This is a genomic window from Streptomyces sp. CA-278952 (genome assembly GCF_028747205.1).
Taxonomy (GTDB): Bacteria; Actinomycetota; Actinomycetes; order Streptomycetales; family Streptomycetaceae; genus Streptomyces.
The window spans coordinates 7,472,690-7,487,084 of sequence record NZ_CP112880.1 but is presented as its reverse complement, the minus strand read 5'-3'; the positions used below and the strand labels follow the sequence as shown (position 1 = coordinate 7,487,084).

At 72.5% G+C, this 14,395-nt stretch carries 12 protein-coding genes; 7 read left to right on the top strand and 5 right to left on the bottom strand.

Translation table 11 applies throughout. From position 1 onward, the window contains the following. Positions 1-2: 2 nt before the first annotated feature. Both N7925_RS32765 and N7925_RS32760 read right to left on the bottom strand, forming a co-directional pair. Positions 3-2,261: a protein kinase domain-containing protein gene (locus tag N7925_RS32765; RefSeq protein WP_274346013.1), complete on the bottom strand. Its 2,259-nt coding sequence runs from the start codon at positions 2,259-2,261 to the stop codon at positions 3-5. Positions 2,262-2,478: 217 nt separating this feature from the next. Next, positions 2,479-3,441 (bottom strand): oxygenase MpaB family protein, encoded by a 963-nt coding sequence (locus tag N7925_RS32760; protein ID WP_274346012.1) that lies wholly within the window; start codon positions 3,439-3,441, stop codon positions 2,479-2,481. Positions 3,442-3,621: 180 nt separating this feature from the next. On the opposite strand from N7925_RS32760, the gene N7925_RS32755 reads away from it, so the two are divergent. From N7925_RS32755 to N7925_RS36265, 3 genes are all read left to right on the top strand, one after another. Continuing rightward, the gene (locus N7925_RS32755; protein WP_274346011.1) at positions 3,622-4,221 is read left to right on the top strand and encodes a TetR/AcrR family transcriptional regulator; all 600 of its coding nucleotides are present in this window, start codon (positions 3,622-3,624) and stop codon (positions 4,219-4,221) included. A gap of 111 nt (positions 4,222-4,332) precedes the next feature. Beyond that, positions 4,333-5,688: an OFA family MFS transporter gene (locus N7925_RS32750; protein WP_274346010.1), complete on the top strand. Its 1,356-nt coding sequence runs from the start codon at positions 4,333-4,335 to the stop codon at positions 5,686-5,688. Then, positions 5,657-5,800, top strand: a complete 144-nt coding sequence (locus tag N7925_RS36265; protein WP_416222959.1) for an MFS transporter small subunit — start codon at positions 5,657-5,659, stop codon at positions 5,798-5,800. The genes N7925_RS32750 and N7925_RS36265 overlap by 32 nt, the downstream gene beginning before the upstream one ends. Positions 5,801-5,818: 18 nt before the next feature. Here N7925_RS36265 and N7925_RS32745 read toward each other — a convergent pair whose 3' ends face one another. Both N7925_RS32745 and N7925_RS32740 read right to left on the bottom strand, forming a co-directional pair. Then, positions 5,819-7,789: an acyl-CoA dehydrogenase family protein gene (locus N7925_RS32745; protein WP_265603136.1), complete on the bottom strand. Its 1,971-nt coding sequence runs from the start codon at positions 7,787-7,789 to the stop codon at positions 5,819-5,821. A 256-nt stretch (positions 7,790-8,045) separates the two neighbouring features. Next, the gene (locus N7925_RS32740; protein WP_274346009.1) at positions 8,046-8,432 is read right to left on the bottom strand and encodes a DUF3592 domain-containing protein; all 387 of its coding nucleotides are present in this window, start codon (positions 8,430-8,432) and stop codon (positions 8,046-8,048) included. A 329-nt stretch (positions 8,433-8,761) separates the two neighbouring features. Here N7925_RS32740 and N7925_RS32735 point away from each other — a divergent pair, with 329 nt between their 5' ends. From N7925_RS32735 to N7925_RS32720, 4 genes are all read left to right on the top strand, one after another. Next, positions 8,762-9,514 carry a (5-formylfuran-3-yl)methyl phosphate synthase gene (locus tag N7925_RS32735; RefSeq protein ID WP_274346008.1) on the top strand — a complete coding sequence of 251 codons (753 nt, stop codon included), beginning with the start codon at positions 8,762-8,764 and terminating at the stop codon, positions 9,512-9,514. 8 nt (positions 9,515-9,522) lie between these two features. After that, entirely contained in the window at positions 9,523-10,926 is a 1,404-nt protein-coding gene (locus N7925_RS32730; RefSeq protein ID WP_274346007.1) for an aldehyde dehydrogenase family protein, read from the top strand. Between the two features lie 2 nt (positions 10,927-10,928). Further along, positions 10,929-12,017, top strand: a complete 1,089-nt coding sequence (locus N7925_RS32725) for an NAD(P)-dependent alcohol dehydrogenase (RefSeq protein ID WP_265603132.1) — start codon at positions 10,929-10,931, stop codon at positions 12,015-12,017. 168 nt (positions 12,018-12,185) lie between these two features. Then, the gene (locus N7925_RS32720) at positions 12,186-13,094 is read left to right on the top strand and encodes a class I SAM-dependent methyltransferase (RefSeq protein ID WP_274346006.1); all 909 of its coding nucleotides are present in this window, start codon (positions 12,186-12,188) and stop codon (positions 13,092-13,094) included. 294 nt (positions 13,095-13,388) lie between these two features. Here N7925_RS32720 and N7925_RS32715 read toward each other — a convergent pair whose 3' ends face one another. Beyond that, positions 13,389-14,357 carry a LysR family transcriptional regulator gene (locus N7925_RS32715; protein WP_265604082.1) on the bottom strand — a complete coding sequence of 323 codons (969 nt, stop codon included), beginning with the start codon at positions 14,355-14,357 and terminating at the stop codon, positions 13,389-13,391. Positions 14,358-14,395: the final 38 nt, after the last annotated feature.

Below are 14,395 nucleotides of genomic sequence, written 5' to 3'. Positions count from 1 at the left end.
GGTCAGCCCGACCTCGGCGGCCTCTGCCCGTCGAAGGCGAAGAGGGTGTTCGTGGCGGCGGCCACGAACACCGCGCGCCCCGCGACGGTCACGCGGGGGCTGGCGTCCTGCTCGCCCGTCAGACCGTCGACCCGGGGATCCGTCGTCCACAGCGGCTTGCCGCCGTTCGGTGACAGGGCGACCACCCGGCCGGTGGCCGAGCTGAAGTACAGCGCGCCGGCTCCCGCCGCGGGGCCCGACGCACCCTCCACGCCCGTCTGCCGCGACCACTTCCTACGCCCTGTCGCGGAGTCGAACGCCGTCACGAGACCGGCCTGTCCGCTCACGTAGACGGTGCCGTCCGCCATGCCGGCCGTGCCCGCGTACACCTTGTCGAACCGTGCGTACGTGACCTTCCGCGAGGCCGGGTCGAACCGCGCCACTCCGTCGTACCCCGCCGACGCCGTTCCCTCGTAGCGCTTCGAGAGGAGGACGAGGTCGCCGCGGGCCGCGCCCACCGGCACGACGGGGCCGTCGACCGTGACGGGCCTGCCCGGAGTCCCGGAGGGGAGGGCGAGCGTACGCAGGGTGGGACGGCGCACCTGGAGGTCGTCCACCTCCGTGTCGGCCGCGCACATCGCGAGGAGCCGCGGCCGGAGCGGGACGGGGGCGCACTGGGTGCCGGTGGGGAACGGTGTCGTCCAGAGCGCCTCACCGCTGTGGGCGTCCCGGGCCTCGAAGCGGGAGTTGGAGGCGTCGACCGTCACCACGGCGGAACCGACCACGACGGCGTCCATGGTCCGGCCCGTGACGGCCGTCGACTGGGCGCCGGACGGTACGGACCAGAGCTCCCGGCCGCTGTCGGCGTCGAGGGCCACCACCTCGCTGCGAGGGCCCTCGGGGGCGTCCTCGGCGGCGAAGCGGTAGCCGAGCACCGTGTCGTCGGTGGCGCCCACCATGTGCATGCCCTGGACGGGGACTCCGGGGCTCTTCGCGGTCCACACCCGGGACCCGTCGTGGGCACTGATACGGGTCGCGACGACGCCGCCGCCCCCGCAGAACAGCGCGTCGCCCCGCGCGACGCACCGCAGTTCGTCGGGAATGTCCTCGCGGCCGCCCGGCACGGTGGCGCGCCACGGCTCGAAGCCGTCCGGAAGCGCGCCCGCCGGTACCGCGGTGCTCGCGGTGCTCCGGCCCGTGCCCGCGCCACCGGGGCTCGTGCCGCCTGCGCTCGCGTCGAAGCCGCCCGTCGTCAACGCGGCGACTCCGCCGCCGATCGCCGCCACCGCGACAGCCGCCGCGAGCACGGGCCGCAGGCGGCGGCGCAGACGGCCGCCGACCGGGGCACCGGTGCTTCCGGTGCCGGGGTCCGTCGGGGCGGTCCGCGCCGGGGTGCCCCCCGTCGCGAGGTGAGCTTGCGTGTTCATGTCGCGGGTGCGGCCCTCGCCCGGACCGCCGGCCCTGGTCCCGCCGAGTTCGGCGGGCAGGTCCCGCAGCAGCACGAGGAGTTCGTCCGCCGAGGGGCGACCCTCGGGCTCCTTGCCCAGACACGGCTCCACGACCGCCCGCAGAGCCTCCGGAACGGCGTCCAACGACGGTTCCTCGTGCACCACCTGGTAGGCGGTCATATAGGGGCTGTCCGCGTCGAAGGGGCCGTGGCCGGTCGCCGCGTACACCAGGAGCGTCCCCAGGGAGAAGACGTCGGACCGCGGTCCCACACCACGCGGCGCCTGCAACTGCTCGGGCGACATGAAGGGCGGCGTACCGATGACCCGGCCGGTCATGGTCAGCGTCTGCTGGTCCACCGCGCGCGAGATGCCGAAGTCGATGACGCGTGGGCCCTCGGGCGAGAGCACGACGTTCGAGGGCTTCAGATCGCGGTGGACGACTCCCACCCGGTGGATGTCGCGCAGCGCCTCCGCCAGTCCGATGGCGAGCCGCCTCAGCTCCGCTCCGTCCAGCGGTCCCCCCTCGGCGATGCGCTGCGTGAGCGTGGGCCCCTCGATGTAGGTCGTCGCCATCCACGGCTGCTCGGCCTCGGGGGCGGCGTCGACCACGGCGGCGGTGAACGCACCGCTCACCCGTCGCGCAGCGGCCACCTCCTGCCGGAAGCGGATGCGGAACTCCTCGTCCCCCGCGAACTGCTGGTGGATCAGCTTGATCGCGACCGGCCGCCCCGAGCTCGTACGGGACAGGAAGACCGTGCCCATGCCACCCGAACCGAGCCGCGCCTCCAGCGGATAACCGCCGATCTCGACCGGATCACCTCCGCGCAGCGACACTCTTCCCGACCTCCCGTCCCCCGTGCGTTCTCTGTCACCACGGGCCCGCTCACCTGTGCTGCACCCAAACTAGCCGCAGGCCGGTTCGGCAGAGCAGAGCGGGTGACGATCAGGGAGCCCGGCCGTACCCGCCCCACGGGGAAGCCGTCCGCCCCGGCGCTCACCCATCGGCCTCCACTGCTGACAGGACGGCTGCTGCCGCCGGCAGTGCCGCAGCTCACCCGGGGCGGCCGGCTTTCGGCGCATAGTGCTGGGGAAGTCCGCGCCGCTCCTCGGGCGGCAGGTTCCGGGCCGGTGTCTCCACCGGGCCCGACGCCGGGCGGCCCCGCTCGCGGTCCCAGCCGGCCCGGGCGCGCGGGTGGAAGCGGCGGCGCTCGGGAACGCGTTGCCAGGCGTGGTGAACCAGCCGGCCCAGGAGACCGAGCAGCCGTTCGTCGTGGGGTGTCCAGCGAAGTCCGAGCCGTTCACGCACGGCCTGCGGATACATGCCGACCGTGATCCACAGAGTCACCCGGACGATCGGGATACGGGCGAAGGCCCACAGCGGGGACGGCAGCAGCCGCAGGACGGGCGGCTTGGCGATGCGGCGCATGTTCAGCACGTCCCGTGTGGGCCGGTTGTCCTCCAGGACGTCGGCGCACATGTGGTCCCAGTACCGCTGGAAGTCCTCCCAGGTGCGGGGAACGGGCTTCATCGAGAGGCCGTACAGCGCGTACCAGCGGACGTGCTCGTCGAAGAGCGTGCGCCGCTGCGCTTCGGTGAGGCCGCCGCCGAACCGCTCGGCCACCTGCACGGTCAGCATGAAGAACGTGGCGTGCGCCCAGTAGAACGTGCCCGGGTTGAGCGCGTGGTACGGCCGGCCCTGCTCGTCCACCCCGCTGATCGAGGCGTGGTAGCCGCGTACCTCGCGCGCTGTCCGGACGGCGAGCGGGCCGTCGTAGACCACGCCCCCGATCGGATACAGCGAGCGGAAGAGTCGCTCCCAGCGCTCCTCGAAGAAGCGCGAGTGCTCGGCGACGCCCGCGCCCAGCTCGGGGTGCATGTTCTGCATCGATCCGGCCCAGGGGGCCAGGAGGAGGCCTCTCCAGTCGCCGAACCAGCGCCAGGTGAGGGTGTCGGGGCCGAGAGGTTCGGCCGTTCGCGGGTCGGTGGGGTCCGGGCCGTGGGCTGACGGTGTCACGTGTACCTCCGCTGAGGGATTCCGGTGCGGGGCCGCGCTGTTCAGGGCGCTGTTCGTGACGGTGTGCGGATGGGTTCGTCCTGGCAGTTGCACCGAGGGCAATCTGAGGACATCTGTCGTCAGGTTAGAATGTGCGGACACCTGTCGTCAATTGGTCAACGAGAAGCGGAGGCACCGGAGTTGGCGGAACGGAGCTGGGGCGGGACCAAGCTCGCCGATCGTCGCGCCGCCCGACGGCAGGTCCTCCTGGACGTCGCCGAGCGCCTGGCCGGCGAGGAGGGGTGCGCGGCCGTCACGGTCCGATCCGTCTGCCGGGAGGCGCGCCTGACGGACCGCTACTTCTACGAGAGCTTCACCGGCCGCGACGATCTGCTCCTCGCCGCCTTCGAGCGGGTCGCCGATGAGGCCAGGGGCGCCCTGGAGGATGCCGTGGCGCTCAGCGACCCGCGGCGCGACATCCGGGCCCGGGCCGTGGTGTCCGCCTTCGTCGCCCTGGTCCTGGACGCGCCGCGCAAAGGCCGCCTGCTGCTCCTGGAACCCTTCGCCGACCCGGCTCTCGGGGCCCACAGCCACCGGCTCATGCCCGTGTTCACCGACCTCGTCGGCGGCCAGCTCTCCGGGGCCGGGGACGACATCGACCGCCGCATGGCCGCGCACGCCCTGGTCGGCGGCCTGGCGAACCTCTTCGCGGGGTGGCTGCACGGCACGCTCGACGTGCCGCGCGAGCGGCTGGAGTCGCACTGCGTGGAACTGGTGCTCGCGGCGACGTCGCGGGAGTAGCCGCCCCTCCCGGCGAGCGGCAAAAGCACTCGCCGCCGCGCGAACCGAACACGGAGAGGATTTGTCAACGACCTTCTCAAAAGGTTTCCCGCTCACTACGGTGAGGGACCCATGAGTCCCCCCATCGCCCCCGTGGGCTGGAGTCGCTGGCTGGTGCCGCCCGCCGCCCTCTCGATCCACCTCTCCATCGGCCAGGCCTACGCCTGGTCCGTGTTCAAGCCGCCGCTGGAGGACGCGCTCGGCCTGAGCGGCACGCAGAGCGCACTGCCCTTCCAGCTCGGCATCGTCATGCTCGGGCTCTCCGCCGCCTTCGGCGGCACGCTCGTCGAGCGCCGCGGACCTCGATGGGCCATGACCGTCGCCCTCGTCTGCTTCTCCTCCGGCTTCCTGCTCTCCGCGCTCGGCGCCGCGACCGGCCAGTTCTGGCTGATCGTCCTCGGGTACGGCTTCGTCGGAGGCATCGGCCTCGGCATCGGCTACATCTCGCCCGTGTCGACGCTCATCAAGTGGTTCCCCGACCGTCCCGGCATGGCCACCGGTATCGCCATCATGGGGTTCGGCGGCGGCGCGCTGATCGCCTCGCCCTGGTCGGCACAGATGCTGGAGTCCTTCGGCGGCGACAACTCCGGCATCGCGCTCGCCTTCCTCGTCCACGGACTGGTCTATGCCGTCTTCATGCTGCTCGGCGTGGCGCTGGTGCGGGTGCCGCGCCCGCGCGTCGAGGAGCGGACGGACGGTCGCCCCGCGACGCCGGCCGGACCGCAGGTGTCGGCACGCCAGGCCCTGCGCACCCCGCAGTTCTGGCTGCTGTGGGTCGTGCTCTGCATGAACGTCACCGCCGGCATCGGCATCCTGGAGAAGGCCGCGCCGATGATCACGGACTTCTTCGCGGACACCTCCACCCCCGTGTCGGTGACGGCCGCCGCCGGGTTCGTCGCCCTGCTGTCCGCGGCCAACATGGCCGGCCGTATCGGCTGGTCCTCCGCCTCCGACCTGATCGGGCGGAAGAACATCTACCGCGTCTACCTCGGCGCGGGCACCCTCATGTACGCGCTGATCGCACTGGTGGGAAGCTCCTCCAAGCCCCTGTTCGTCCTGTGCGCGCTGGTCATCCTCTCCTTCTACGGTGGCGGCTTCGCCACGATTCCCGCCTACCTCAAGGATCTGTTCGGGACCTATCAGGTCGGCGCGATCCACGGGCGTCTGCTCACCGCCTGGTCCACCGCCGGTGTCCTCGGGCCGCTGATCGTGAACTGGATCGCCGACCGCCAGGAGGAGGCGGGGAAGCACGGCGCGGATCTGTACGGGACGTCCCTCTTCATCATGATGGCCCTGCTCGCCGTCGGCTTCGTGGCCAATGAGCTGGTCCGCCCGGTACACCCGTCCCACCACCTCGACGCCGCGCCGGCGCAGCCGGCGGAGAAGGGAGCGCCCCGTGCACGACGACAGCGGGCAGAGTCCGCCTGAGGTGAGGGACCGGCGACCGCTGATCGTCCTCACCTGGCTGTGGGTGGGCGCTCCACTCGCCTACGGGCTGTACGAACTGGTCCGCAAAGCCTCCCAGTTGTTCACCGGCTGACCCCGGTGGCACCCCGGGTCACCCCACCAGGTCCGGGGCGCGCAGCATCTCGGGCGGGATGCCCCAGGCGTCGACGAGGCCGGCCGCCAGGGGCCGGACCTTGCGGCAGAGATCGTTCACCTCACGGGTGATCGCCTTGGACCGCTGGACGGTCAGCCGGCCGTGCTCCATGAACCACGCGCGGTCCGCCTCGATCGTCGAGAGGGCGAACAGGTCGCACAGCAGGCCCAGGGCGACCTTGTTGCCGCTCGCGGGCAGCGCGCGCACCTGGTCGACGAACGCCTCCAGCACCAGCCGCTCCACGTGTGCGCGGGCGACGGCGATGACGTGGTCCTGCACCTGCGAGAAGACGGTGCCGGGGTCGCGCTTCTGGTCGATGCCGCGCTTGAGCCTGCGGGCGGCCCCGGCGAGCATGTGCTCCTCGCGGTAGCGGACCATGGCGAGCTGGTACTCCGAGTCGAGCAGTCCGGCCTCCTGGTCCCACTCGTCTCCCCCGGGCAGCAGGTCGCGGACGCGCTCCAGCAGTTTGTGGGCCGACGTCTTCTCGATGACCGTCTCGACGGCGAGGCCGGTGACGTAGCGGACCATGCCGAGCTGGTCCAGGTCCTCGAACTCGCTCGCGTAGTCGGTGAGCAGGCCCTTGGCGACGAGTTGCAGCAGGACGTGGTTGTCGCCCTCGAAGGTGGTGAAGACGTCGCTGTCGCTCTTCAGGGCGGCGAACCGGTTGACGCTGAGATAGCCGGCGCCGCCGCAGGCCTCCCGGCACTCCTGGATCACCCGCGTGGCGTGCCAGGTGCCGAGCGCCTTGGTCCCGGCGGCCCGTGACTCCAGCCGACGCCGTGCCCCCGGGTCGTCCTCGATGCCGGAGAAGACCTCGTGCAGCTGCGTGCGTACGACGTCCTGCGCGAAGTGCAGCGCGTACGTACGCGCGATGAGCGGCAGCAGACGACGCTGGTGCAGTCCGTAGTCGAGGAGCAGCTGCTCCTCGCCCCGGGATCCCTGCGAGCCCGCCGGGAACTGCCTGCGCCGCAGGGCGTACTTCGTGGCGACCGCGAGGGCGACCTTGGCGGTGGAGACTCCCGCGCCGCCGACGCTGACCCGGCCCTGCACCAGGGTGCCGAGCATGGTGAAGAAGCGGCGGTCGGGGTTGTCGATCGTGCTCCGGTAGACGCCCTCCGGGGTGACGTCGGCGAAGCGGTTGAGCAGTGCTTCGCGAGGAACCCGCACACCGTCGAACCGGATGCGCCCGTTGTCCACGCCGTTGAGGCCCATCTTGCGGCCGTCGTCCTCGATGCGGACGCCGGGCGCCACCTCGCCGCCGGTCCGGATCGGCACGACGAACGCGTGCACGCCCTCGGAGGTCCCGCCCACCTCCAGCTGGGCGAAGACGACCGCCAGTTCCCCGTGGCGGGCCGCGTTGCCGATGTAGTCCTTGCGCGCCTGGTCGCCCTCGGTGGTGATGACGAACTCCTGGGCATCGACGTCGTACCGTGCGACGGTGCCGAGCGCCTGCACGTTGGAGCCGTGCCCGGTCTCGGTCATCGCGAAGCAGCCCATCAGCTTCCCGGTGATCAGGTCGGGCACGTAGGCGTCGTGGTGTCGTTCGGTGCCCAGGTGCAGGATCGCTCCCCCGAAGAGCCCGAACTGCACGCCGACCTTCACCAGCACCGAAAGGTCCCCGAAGGCGAGCGTCTCGAACGCGGCGACGGAGGCCCCGATGTCGCCGCCTCCGCCGTACCGTCCCGGGAACCCCATGCCGGTCTGGCCCGTGGCCGCCATCGCGACGACGCGTTCGCGTACCCGCTCGCGGAAGGTGTCGATGTCGAGCTCGTCGGCCTCGGCGAGCACCGGGGCGTGCGTCACCAGGTTGGCCCGGACCAGGTCGCGGACCTCGGCGTACTCGCCGTCGAGCACCTCGGTCAGGGCCCGGACGTCGAGCTCCGGCCGCACGTATCCGCCGGGGGCGGTGGATGTTTTGTCAGTGGTCATACCGCTTCGCTACCCGGCCCGGGGACGATCAAGCAGTCGGTCGGCGTATGCCCCACCGATGCCCCGGGGACCCCCTGGCATCCCCGCTCGGGCCGGCGGGGGGACGGCCGGGTGCCGGTCACCGAGCCGCTCAGCCCCGAACAGTGGTCGCCGTCGCCGAGACGGCGCTGCACACGCTCTCGCTGGGGGCAGTGCGGGCGCCGCACCCCGGCACACGCGCGGGCCCCGGCACACGCGCGGGAGCACGCGTTCGGGGTCAGACGGAGAGGACGAGTCCCACGATCGCACCCGTCGACAACACCCCCATGACCGAGGTCAGGGCGGCATCGAAACCCACGCGACTCCTCACCTCGAAAGCCAGCATGGAACGCTTCGGGTCTCCGGGGCGGTACAGCACCTCGACCGCGTCGCCTATCTCCACCGGGGCGGTCGGGTATCTGGAGGAGCGGACCGTCATCTCCTCGTCGGACCCCGCCGCGTACACGCAGATCGCTCCCACGTAACCGCCCTGGGGCCAGTAGTGGTTGACGCACTCCCCTGTGACTCCGACGCCTCCCGACTCCAGTGCCCTGGCCTTTCGCAGGGCATGGAGTTGGGTGAGCAGGACCAGAGAGGAGGCACAGAACAGCACAGACAGGATCATTCTGACCGCAAGCACGGAAGCTCCAGGATCGGTTCGTAGAGGGGCGTCACCCTACAGAGGAGGAGCCCGCGGACAGAGCGGGCGGATCTCCTGTTCGCGGGCGCCCGTCCGGCTCCTGGATGCGCTCCCGGCGGGCCGGGTCAAGGGGGGAACACGGTGAACGGCGCGCCACAGGGGGCGTGAGCGCGTCGGCTCAGTGCCCCCTGTGCCATTCCTCGCGCCCTGCCGGGGCCCGTGTGGCACCGCGAGGATGAGCCGACCGCACCAGATCCCGGCTGCTCCGCGCACCCGCCGTCCGGCGGGTGAACACGCGGTGGAAGGAATCCACGTTGCTGCTTCTCATCTCCCCTGACGGCGTCGAGGAAGCTCTCGCGTGTGCGAAGGCGGCGGAACACCTCGACATCGTCGATGTCAAGAAGCCCGACGAGGGGTCACTCGGCGCGAACTTCCCGTGGGTCATCAGGGAGATCCGCGGAGTGGTCCCCGCGGACAAGCCGGTGTCCGCCACCGTCGGAGACGTGCCGTACAAGCCCGGCACGGTGGCCCAGGCGGCGCTCGGCGCGGCTGTCTCCGGCGCCACCTACATCAAGGTCGGCCTCTACGGATGCACGACGCCCGACCAGGCCATCGACGTCATGCGGGGAGTCGTCCGGGCCGTGAAGGACTTCCGGCCCGACGCGTTCGTCGTCGCCTCGGGGTACGCGGACGCCCACCGGATCGGCTGCGTCAACCCGCTCGCGCTGCCCGACATCGCCCGCCGCTCAGGATCCGACGCGGCCATGCTCGACACCGCGATCAAGGACGGGACCCGGCTCTTCGACCATGTGCCGCCCGAGGCCTGCGCGGAGTTCGTGCGGCTGGCACACGAGGCCGGTCTGCTCGCCGCACTCGCGGGCAGCGTCAAGGCGGCGGACCTCGCCACACTGACCCGTATCGGAACGGACATCGTGGGCGTGCGCGGGGCGGTCTGCGAAGGGGGCGACCGCGACACCGGGAGGATCCAGCCGCGGCTGGTGGCCGCCTTCCGGGCGGAGATGGACCGGCATGCCCGGGAGTTCGCGGCCACCTCGGCCGCGAGCTGACCGCCGGAGTGGAGCCGCAGCCGCACCGCCCCCGTCCCGCACCCCGCGGTGAGCGTTTCACGGTCTTCGACCCGGCGACGGGCGAGCCTTTCGACGAGGTTCCCGACCAGCAGGCGAAGGAGCTGGACGCGGTGGTCGGCCGCGCCCACGAGGCCTGGCCGGGGTGGCGGGCCGACCCTGCCGGCCGCACCGCCGCCCTGCTCGCGTCGGCCGACGCCGTGGAGGCGGCCGGGGCGGACCTCGTTCCCCTGCTCACCCGTGAGCAGGGCAAACCACTGGCCGAGTCGTACGCGGAGGTCGCCCGCACGGCGGCCCGCCTGCGCTACTTCGCCGAGTGCGTCCCCGAGCCCCGTACGATCACCGACGGCCGGGCGGTGCACAGCGAGGTCCGCTGGCGGTCCCTCGGGCCCGTCGCCGCCATCGTCCCGTGGAACTTCCCGCTCCAGCTCGCCTCCGCGAAGTTCGCGCCCGCGCTCGCGGCGGGCAACACGGTGGTGCTCAAGCCCTCCCCGTTCACGCCGCTGGCCACCCGGCTGCTGGGATCCGTCCTGTCCGCCGCCCTCCCCAGGGGCGTGCTGACGATCGTCACCGGGCGTGAACCGCTCGGCGCCTGCCTCGCGTCGCACCCGGGTATCCGCCATGTGACCTTCACCGGTTCGGTCACCGCCGGGCGGTCCGTCGCGGCGGGGGCGGCGTCCGGCCTCGCCCGGGTCACCCTGGAGCTGGGCGGCAACGACGCCGCCGTCCTGCTGGACGACGTGGACGTGGAGCGGATCGCGGACCGGCTGTTCTGGGCGGCGTTCCGCAACTGCGGGCAGGTCTGCATGGCGGTCAAGCGCGTCTACGCCCCCGCCCGGCTCCACTCGCGGGTGGTAGAGGCCCTCGCGGAGCGGGCGAAGAGCGTGGTCGTCGGAGCCGGTCTCGACCGGGCCACGGAGCTGGGGCCGCTCAACAACGCCGCCCAACTGGCCCGGGTGGAGCGCTACACGGCCAGGGCCCTGGCGGACGGCGCCCGGGCCGTGGCCGGTGGCCACCGGCTGGACCGGCCGGGCTACTTCTACGCCCCGACCGTCCTGGCCGATGTCCGGCCCGACAGCCCGGTGGTGACGGAGGAGCAGTTCGGCCCGGTCCTGCCGGTCCTGCCGTACGGAAGCCTCGACGAAGCCGTGGAGGCGGCCAACGCCACCCGCTTCGGACTCGGCGGCTCCGTATGGGGGACCGACCTGGACCGGGCCGAGGCGGTCGCCGACCGGTTGGAGTGCGGGACGGCGTGGATCAACCACCACGCCGAGCTCTCCCTCGCCCAGCCCTTCGCCGGTGTCAAGGAGAGCGGCGTCGGCGTCGCGGGCGGCCCGTGGGGTCTGTACGGGAACCTGAGACCGTTCGTCGTCCACCGCCCCCGGGAGGTCTGACGATGAGGTTCGGCGCGGCGGTACTGCGCGATTACGAGGCCCCGTTCGCCGTCGAGGAGGTGATCCTGGACGCGGGGCCGGCCGACGGCGAGGTCCTGGTCCGGATCGCGGGCTGCGGACTGTGCCGGACCGATCTCTCCGTCCGCCGCTCGGCGGGCCGCTCGCCGCTGCCCGCGGTGCTCGGCCACGAGGGGGCCGGGGTGGTGGTGGAGACGGGCGGCCCGGACACCGGCCTGATCCCCGGTGACCATGTGGTGCTGAGCTTCGACTCCTGCGGGCGGTGCCGGAGCTGCCTGGGCGGGGCCCCCGCCTACTGCGACCGGTTCGCCGCGCTCAACCTCTTCGGGGGACGCGCCGAGAGCGCGGCCCGGTTCACCGACGGGGCCGGGGAGGCGCTGGCGCCCCGGTGGTTCGGCCAGTCCGCGTTCGCCGAGTACGCGATGGTCCAGGCCCGCAACGCCGTGCCCGTCGACGCCTCCCTCCCCCTCGAACTGCTCGGCCCGCTCGGCTGCGGCTTCCTCACCGGCGCCGGGGCCGTCCTCAACTCCTTCGGCGTCGGCCCCGGTGACACCGTCGCGGTCTTCGGCGCCGGGGCGGTGGGCCTGGCCGCGGTCATGGCGGCCACCGCCGCCGGGGCCCTCGTCGTGGCGGTCGACAGGCACCCCGAACGGCTGGCCCAGGCCGAGCGGTTCCGTGCGGTTCCGCTGGACGCCGCCTCGGCCGGCCTCCCCGGCCGCGTCCAGCGGCTGACCGGCGGGGGCGCTCAGTACGCCCTGGACACCACGGGTTCCGCCCGGTTGATCAACGACGCGCTCCGGTCGCTGCGCCCGACCGGCCACCTGGGCCTGGTGGCACGGCTCCACACCCATCTGCCGCTCGAACCCGGGACCCTGGACCGGGGCCGGAAGATCTCCCACATCTGCGAGGGGGACGCGGTCCCGGCGCTGCTGATCCCCCGGCTGACCGGGTTGTGGCAGGCCGGGCGGTTCCCCTTCGACCAGCTGATCCGCACGTACCCGCTGGCCGACATCAACGAGGCCGAACGCGACTGCGACGCGGGCCGTGTGGTGAAGCCGGTCCTCCTTCCGTAGGGCAGCGGGCGCGTTCCGGAAGCATGTGATTTCCGGCGGGGCGGGGCCGCCCGACGTACGAGGCGCTCTCCGCCCAGCCAACTCCCCCCCGCCTCCGGCGGCTTTCCGCCGGCTGCCTCTTCGCTCTGCTCGCTGTTCGTCGTCTCCAACAACCCCAAGGGAGTGCACATGGTCGACACGGCTCATCGGAACGACGGTGTCGAGGGTGTGGCGGGAGGAGTCGGTGCGACCGCTCTCCTGGTCGCCGCGGCGCGGGCCATCGAGACACATCGCCCCGACAGCCTGGCGCGGGACGTCTTCGCGGAGCACTTCGTGCTCGCGGCCCCGGCGTCCAAGGGGTGGCCGGTCCACCCGAGGGAGGTCCCGGACGGGGACCGGAACCCGCTGTGGGGGCGGTTCGCCCGGTACTTCGGGCTGCGGACGCGGGTCCTCGACGACTTCCTCCTCCGGTCGGTGCACGCGGGGAACGTCCGCCAGGTGGTCCTTCTCGGGGCGGGGCTGGACTCGCGTGCGTACCGGCTCGCCTGGCCTCCCGGCTGTGTGGTCTTCGAGATCGACCGGGCAGAGGTCCTGGCGTTCAAGCACCAGGTGCTCGGCGGTCTTTCGGCCACCCCGAAGGCGGCACGCGTACCGGTGCCGATGGATCTGCGCGCCGACTGGGCCGGCGCCCTGCCCGGCGCCGGCTTCGACCCCGCCGCGCCGAGCGTCTGGCTGGTCGAGGGCCTGCTGTTCTATCTGCCGCCCGCCGCCGAGACGTATCTCATCGACACGGTGGACCGGCTGAGTGCGGGGGGAAGCGCGCTGGCCTTCGAGGTCAAGCTCGACAAGGATCTGCTGGAGTACCGCGACAGCCCGCTCTACACGGCCACGCACCAGCAGATCGGCATCGACCTGCTGGACCTGTTCGACAGGAGCCCGCGGCCCGACTCCGCGGGGAAGCTGACGGACACGGGCTGGTCCACCTCGGTCCGTACCCCCTTCGACTTCACCCGGCTGCACGGACGCGGCCCGCTGCCCGAGCCGGACGACGCGCTGGCGGGCAACCGGTGGGTCTTCGCGGACAAGCCCCGTCGGTAGAGGCCTGCCGTGTGCCGCGCGGACGGAACCCTCGTGAAGCTGCTCGTGGCCGCCGATTCCGAGAGAATCCGGGAATCGAGCGAAGGGACCAACGATGAGCTTCTCCGACGGGCAGGAGCGGCTTACAGCGAGAAGTCCTCGCGGTCAGCGACGCGCCGCCGGAGGCGACGGCGTTCAACCTGCTCACGCTCGGCCGACTGCAACGACAGGCAGGCGAAGCTTCGGACGCGTGGAGAACACTCGAGGAGACACGGGACGTCATGCCCGCCGACAGGGCCGCTGGCCGGCTCCGCGTCAGCTCGGCTCGTCGTACACCACCGACCATGGGCGGGGCGGCCCGTCCGGCGGGCGTGGGCCTGCGGCGTGGTGCGGCGTCGCCGACCGGTCGCGTGCCAGTACACCGGCCGCGAGCTCCGCGAAGTGCGGTGCGGCCGGGTGGGCGGAACGGTCGGCGGGCCAGGCGCCGGTGGTCCGCCGGGTGAGCGGGCGGCCCGCCAGGGGGCGCCAGAGGACGCGGGGCTCCTTGCGGGCCACCGGGCCCTGGTCGAAGGCGACGCCGTGGCCCGCGTGGACGAGGGCCAGCAGGAACTCGGGGTTGGACGCGTGCCGGACCCGGCCGGGCACGAAGCCCTCGGCACGGCAGGAATCGAGGATCCGGTCGTACCAACCGGGAGCCTGGGCGCGGGGGAAGAGCACGAGATCGTGGCCGGACAGTTCGGCGAGCGCCACCTCGGGGAGCCGGGCCAGCGGTGACGTGCGGGGAAGCACGACGCCGAACTCCGCGCGCACCTCCGGGCCGAGTCGGAGTTCGGTGGCGTCCACGGGCTGGTGGACGAGGCCGACGTCGAGCCCGCCGGAAGCGAGCAGCCGCAGCTGTTCCTCCGTGGTGATCTCCTGCAGATCGACGGAGAGTCCCGGGGAGTGCCCCGCGCAGGCCGAGAGCAGTGCGGAGAGCGTGGAGACCGTGGTGTCGGGTGGGACGCCCGCGCGCAGGGTGCCCAGGCCGCCGTCGCCGGCGCGGCGGGCCAGGGTCCGCAACCGCTCCTCACGGGCCAGGAGTTCGCGGGCCTCGTCCAGCAGCACCAGGCCGGCGGCGGTGAGCCGGACCTGACGCTGCGATCGGTCGAACAGGGCGGCTCCGAGGTCCTTCTCCAGCCTGCGCACCGCCTGGCTGAGGGGTGGTTGGGCCATGCCGAGCCGGTCGGCGGCCCGGCTGAAGTGCAGCTCGTCGGCGACGGCGACGAAGATACGCAGGTGGCGCAAGAGATCCACAGTCAGTGACCTTATGCGAGGGGCGAACC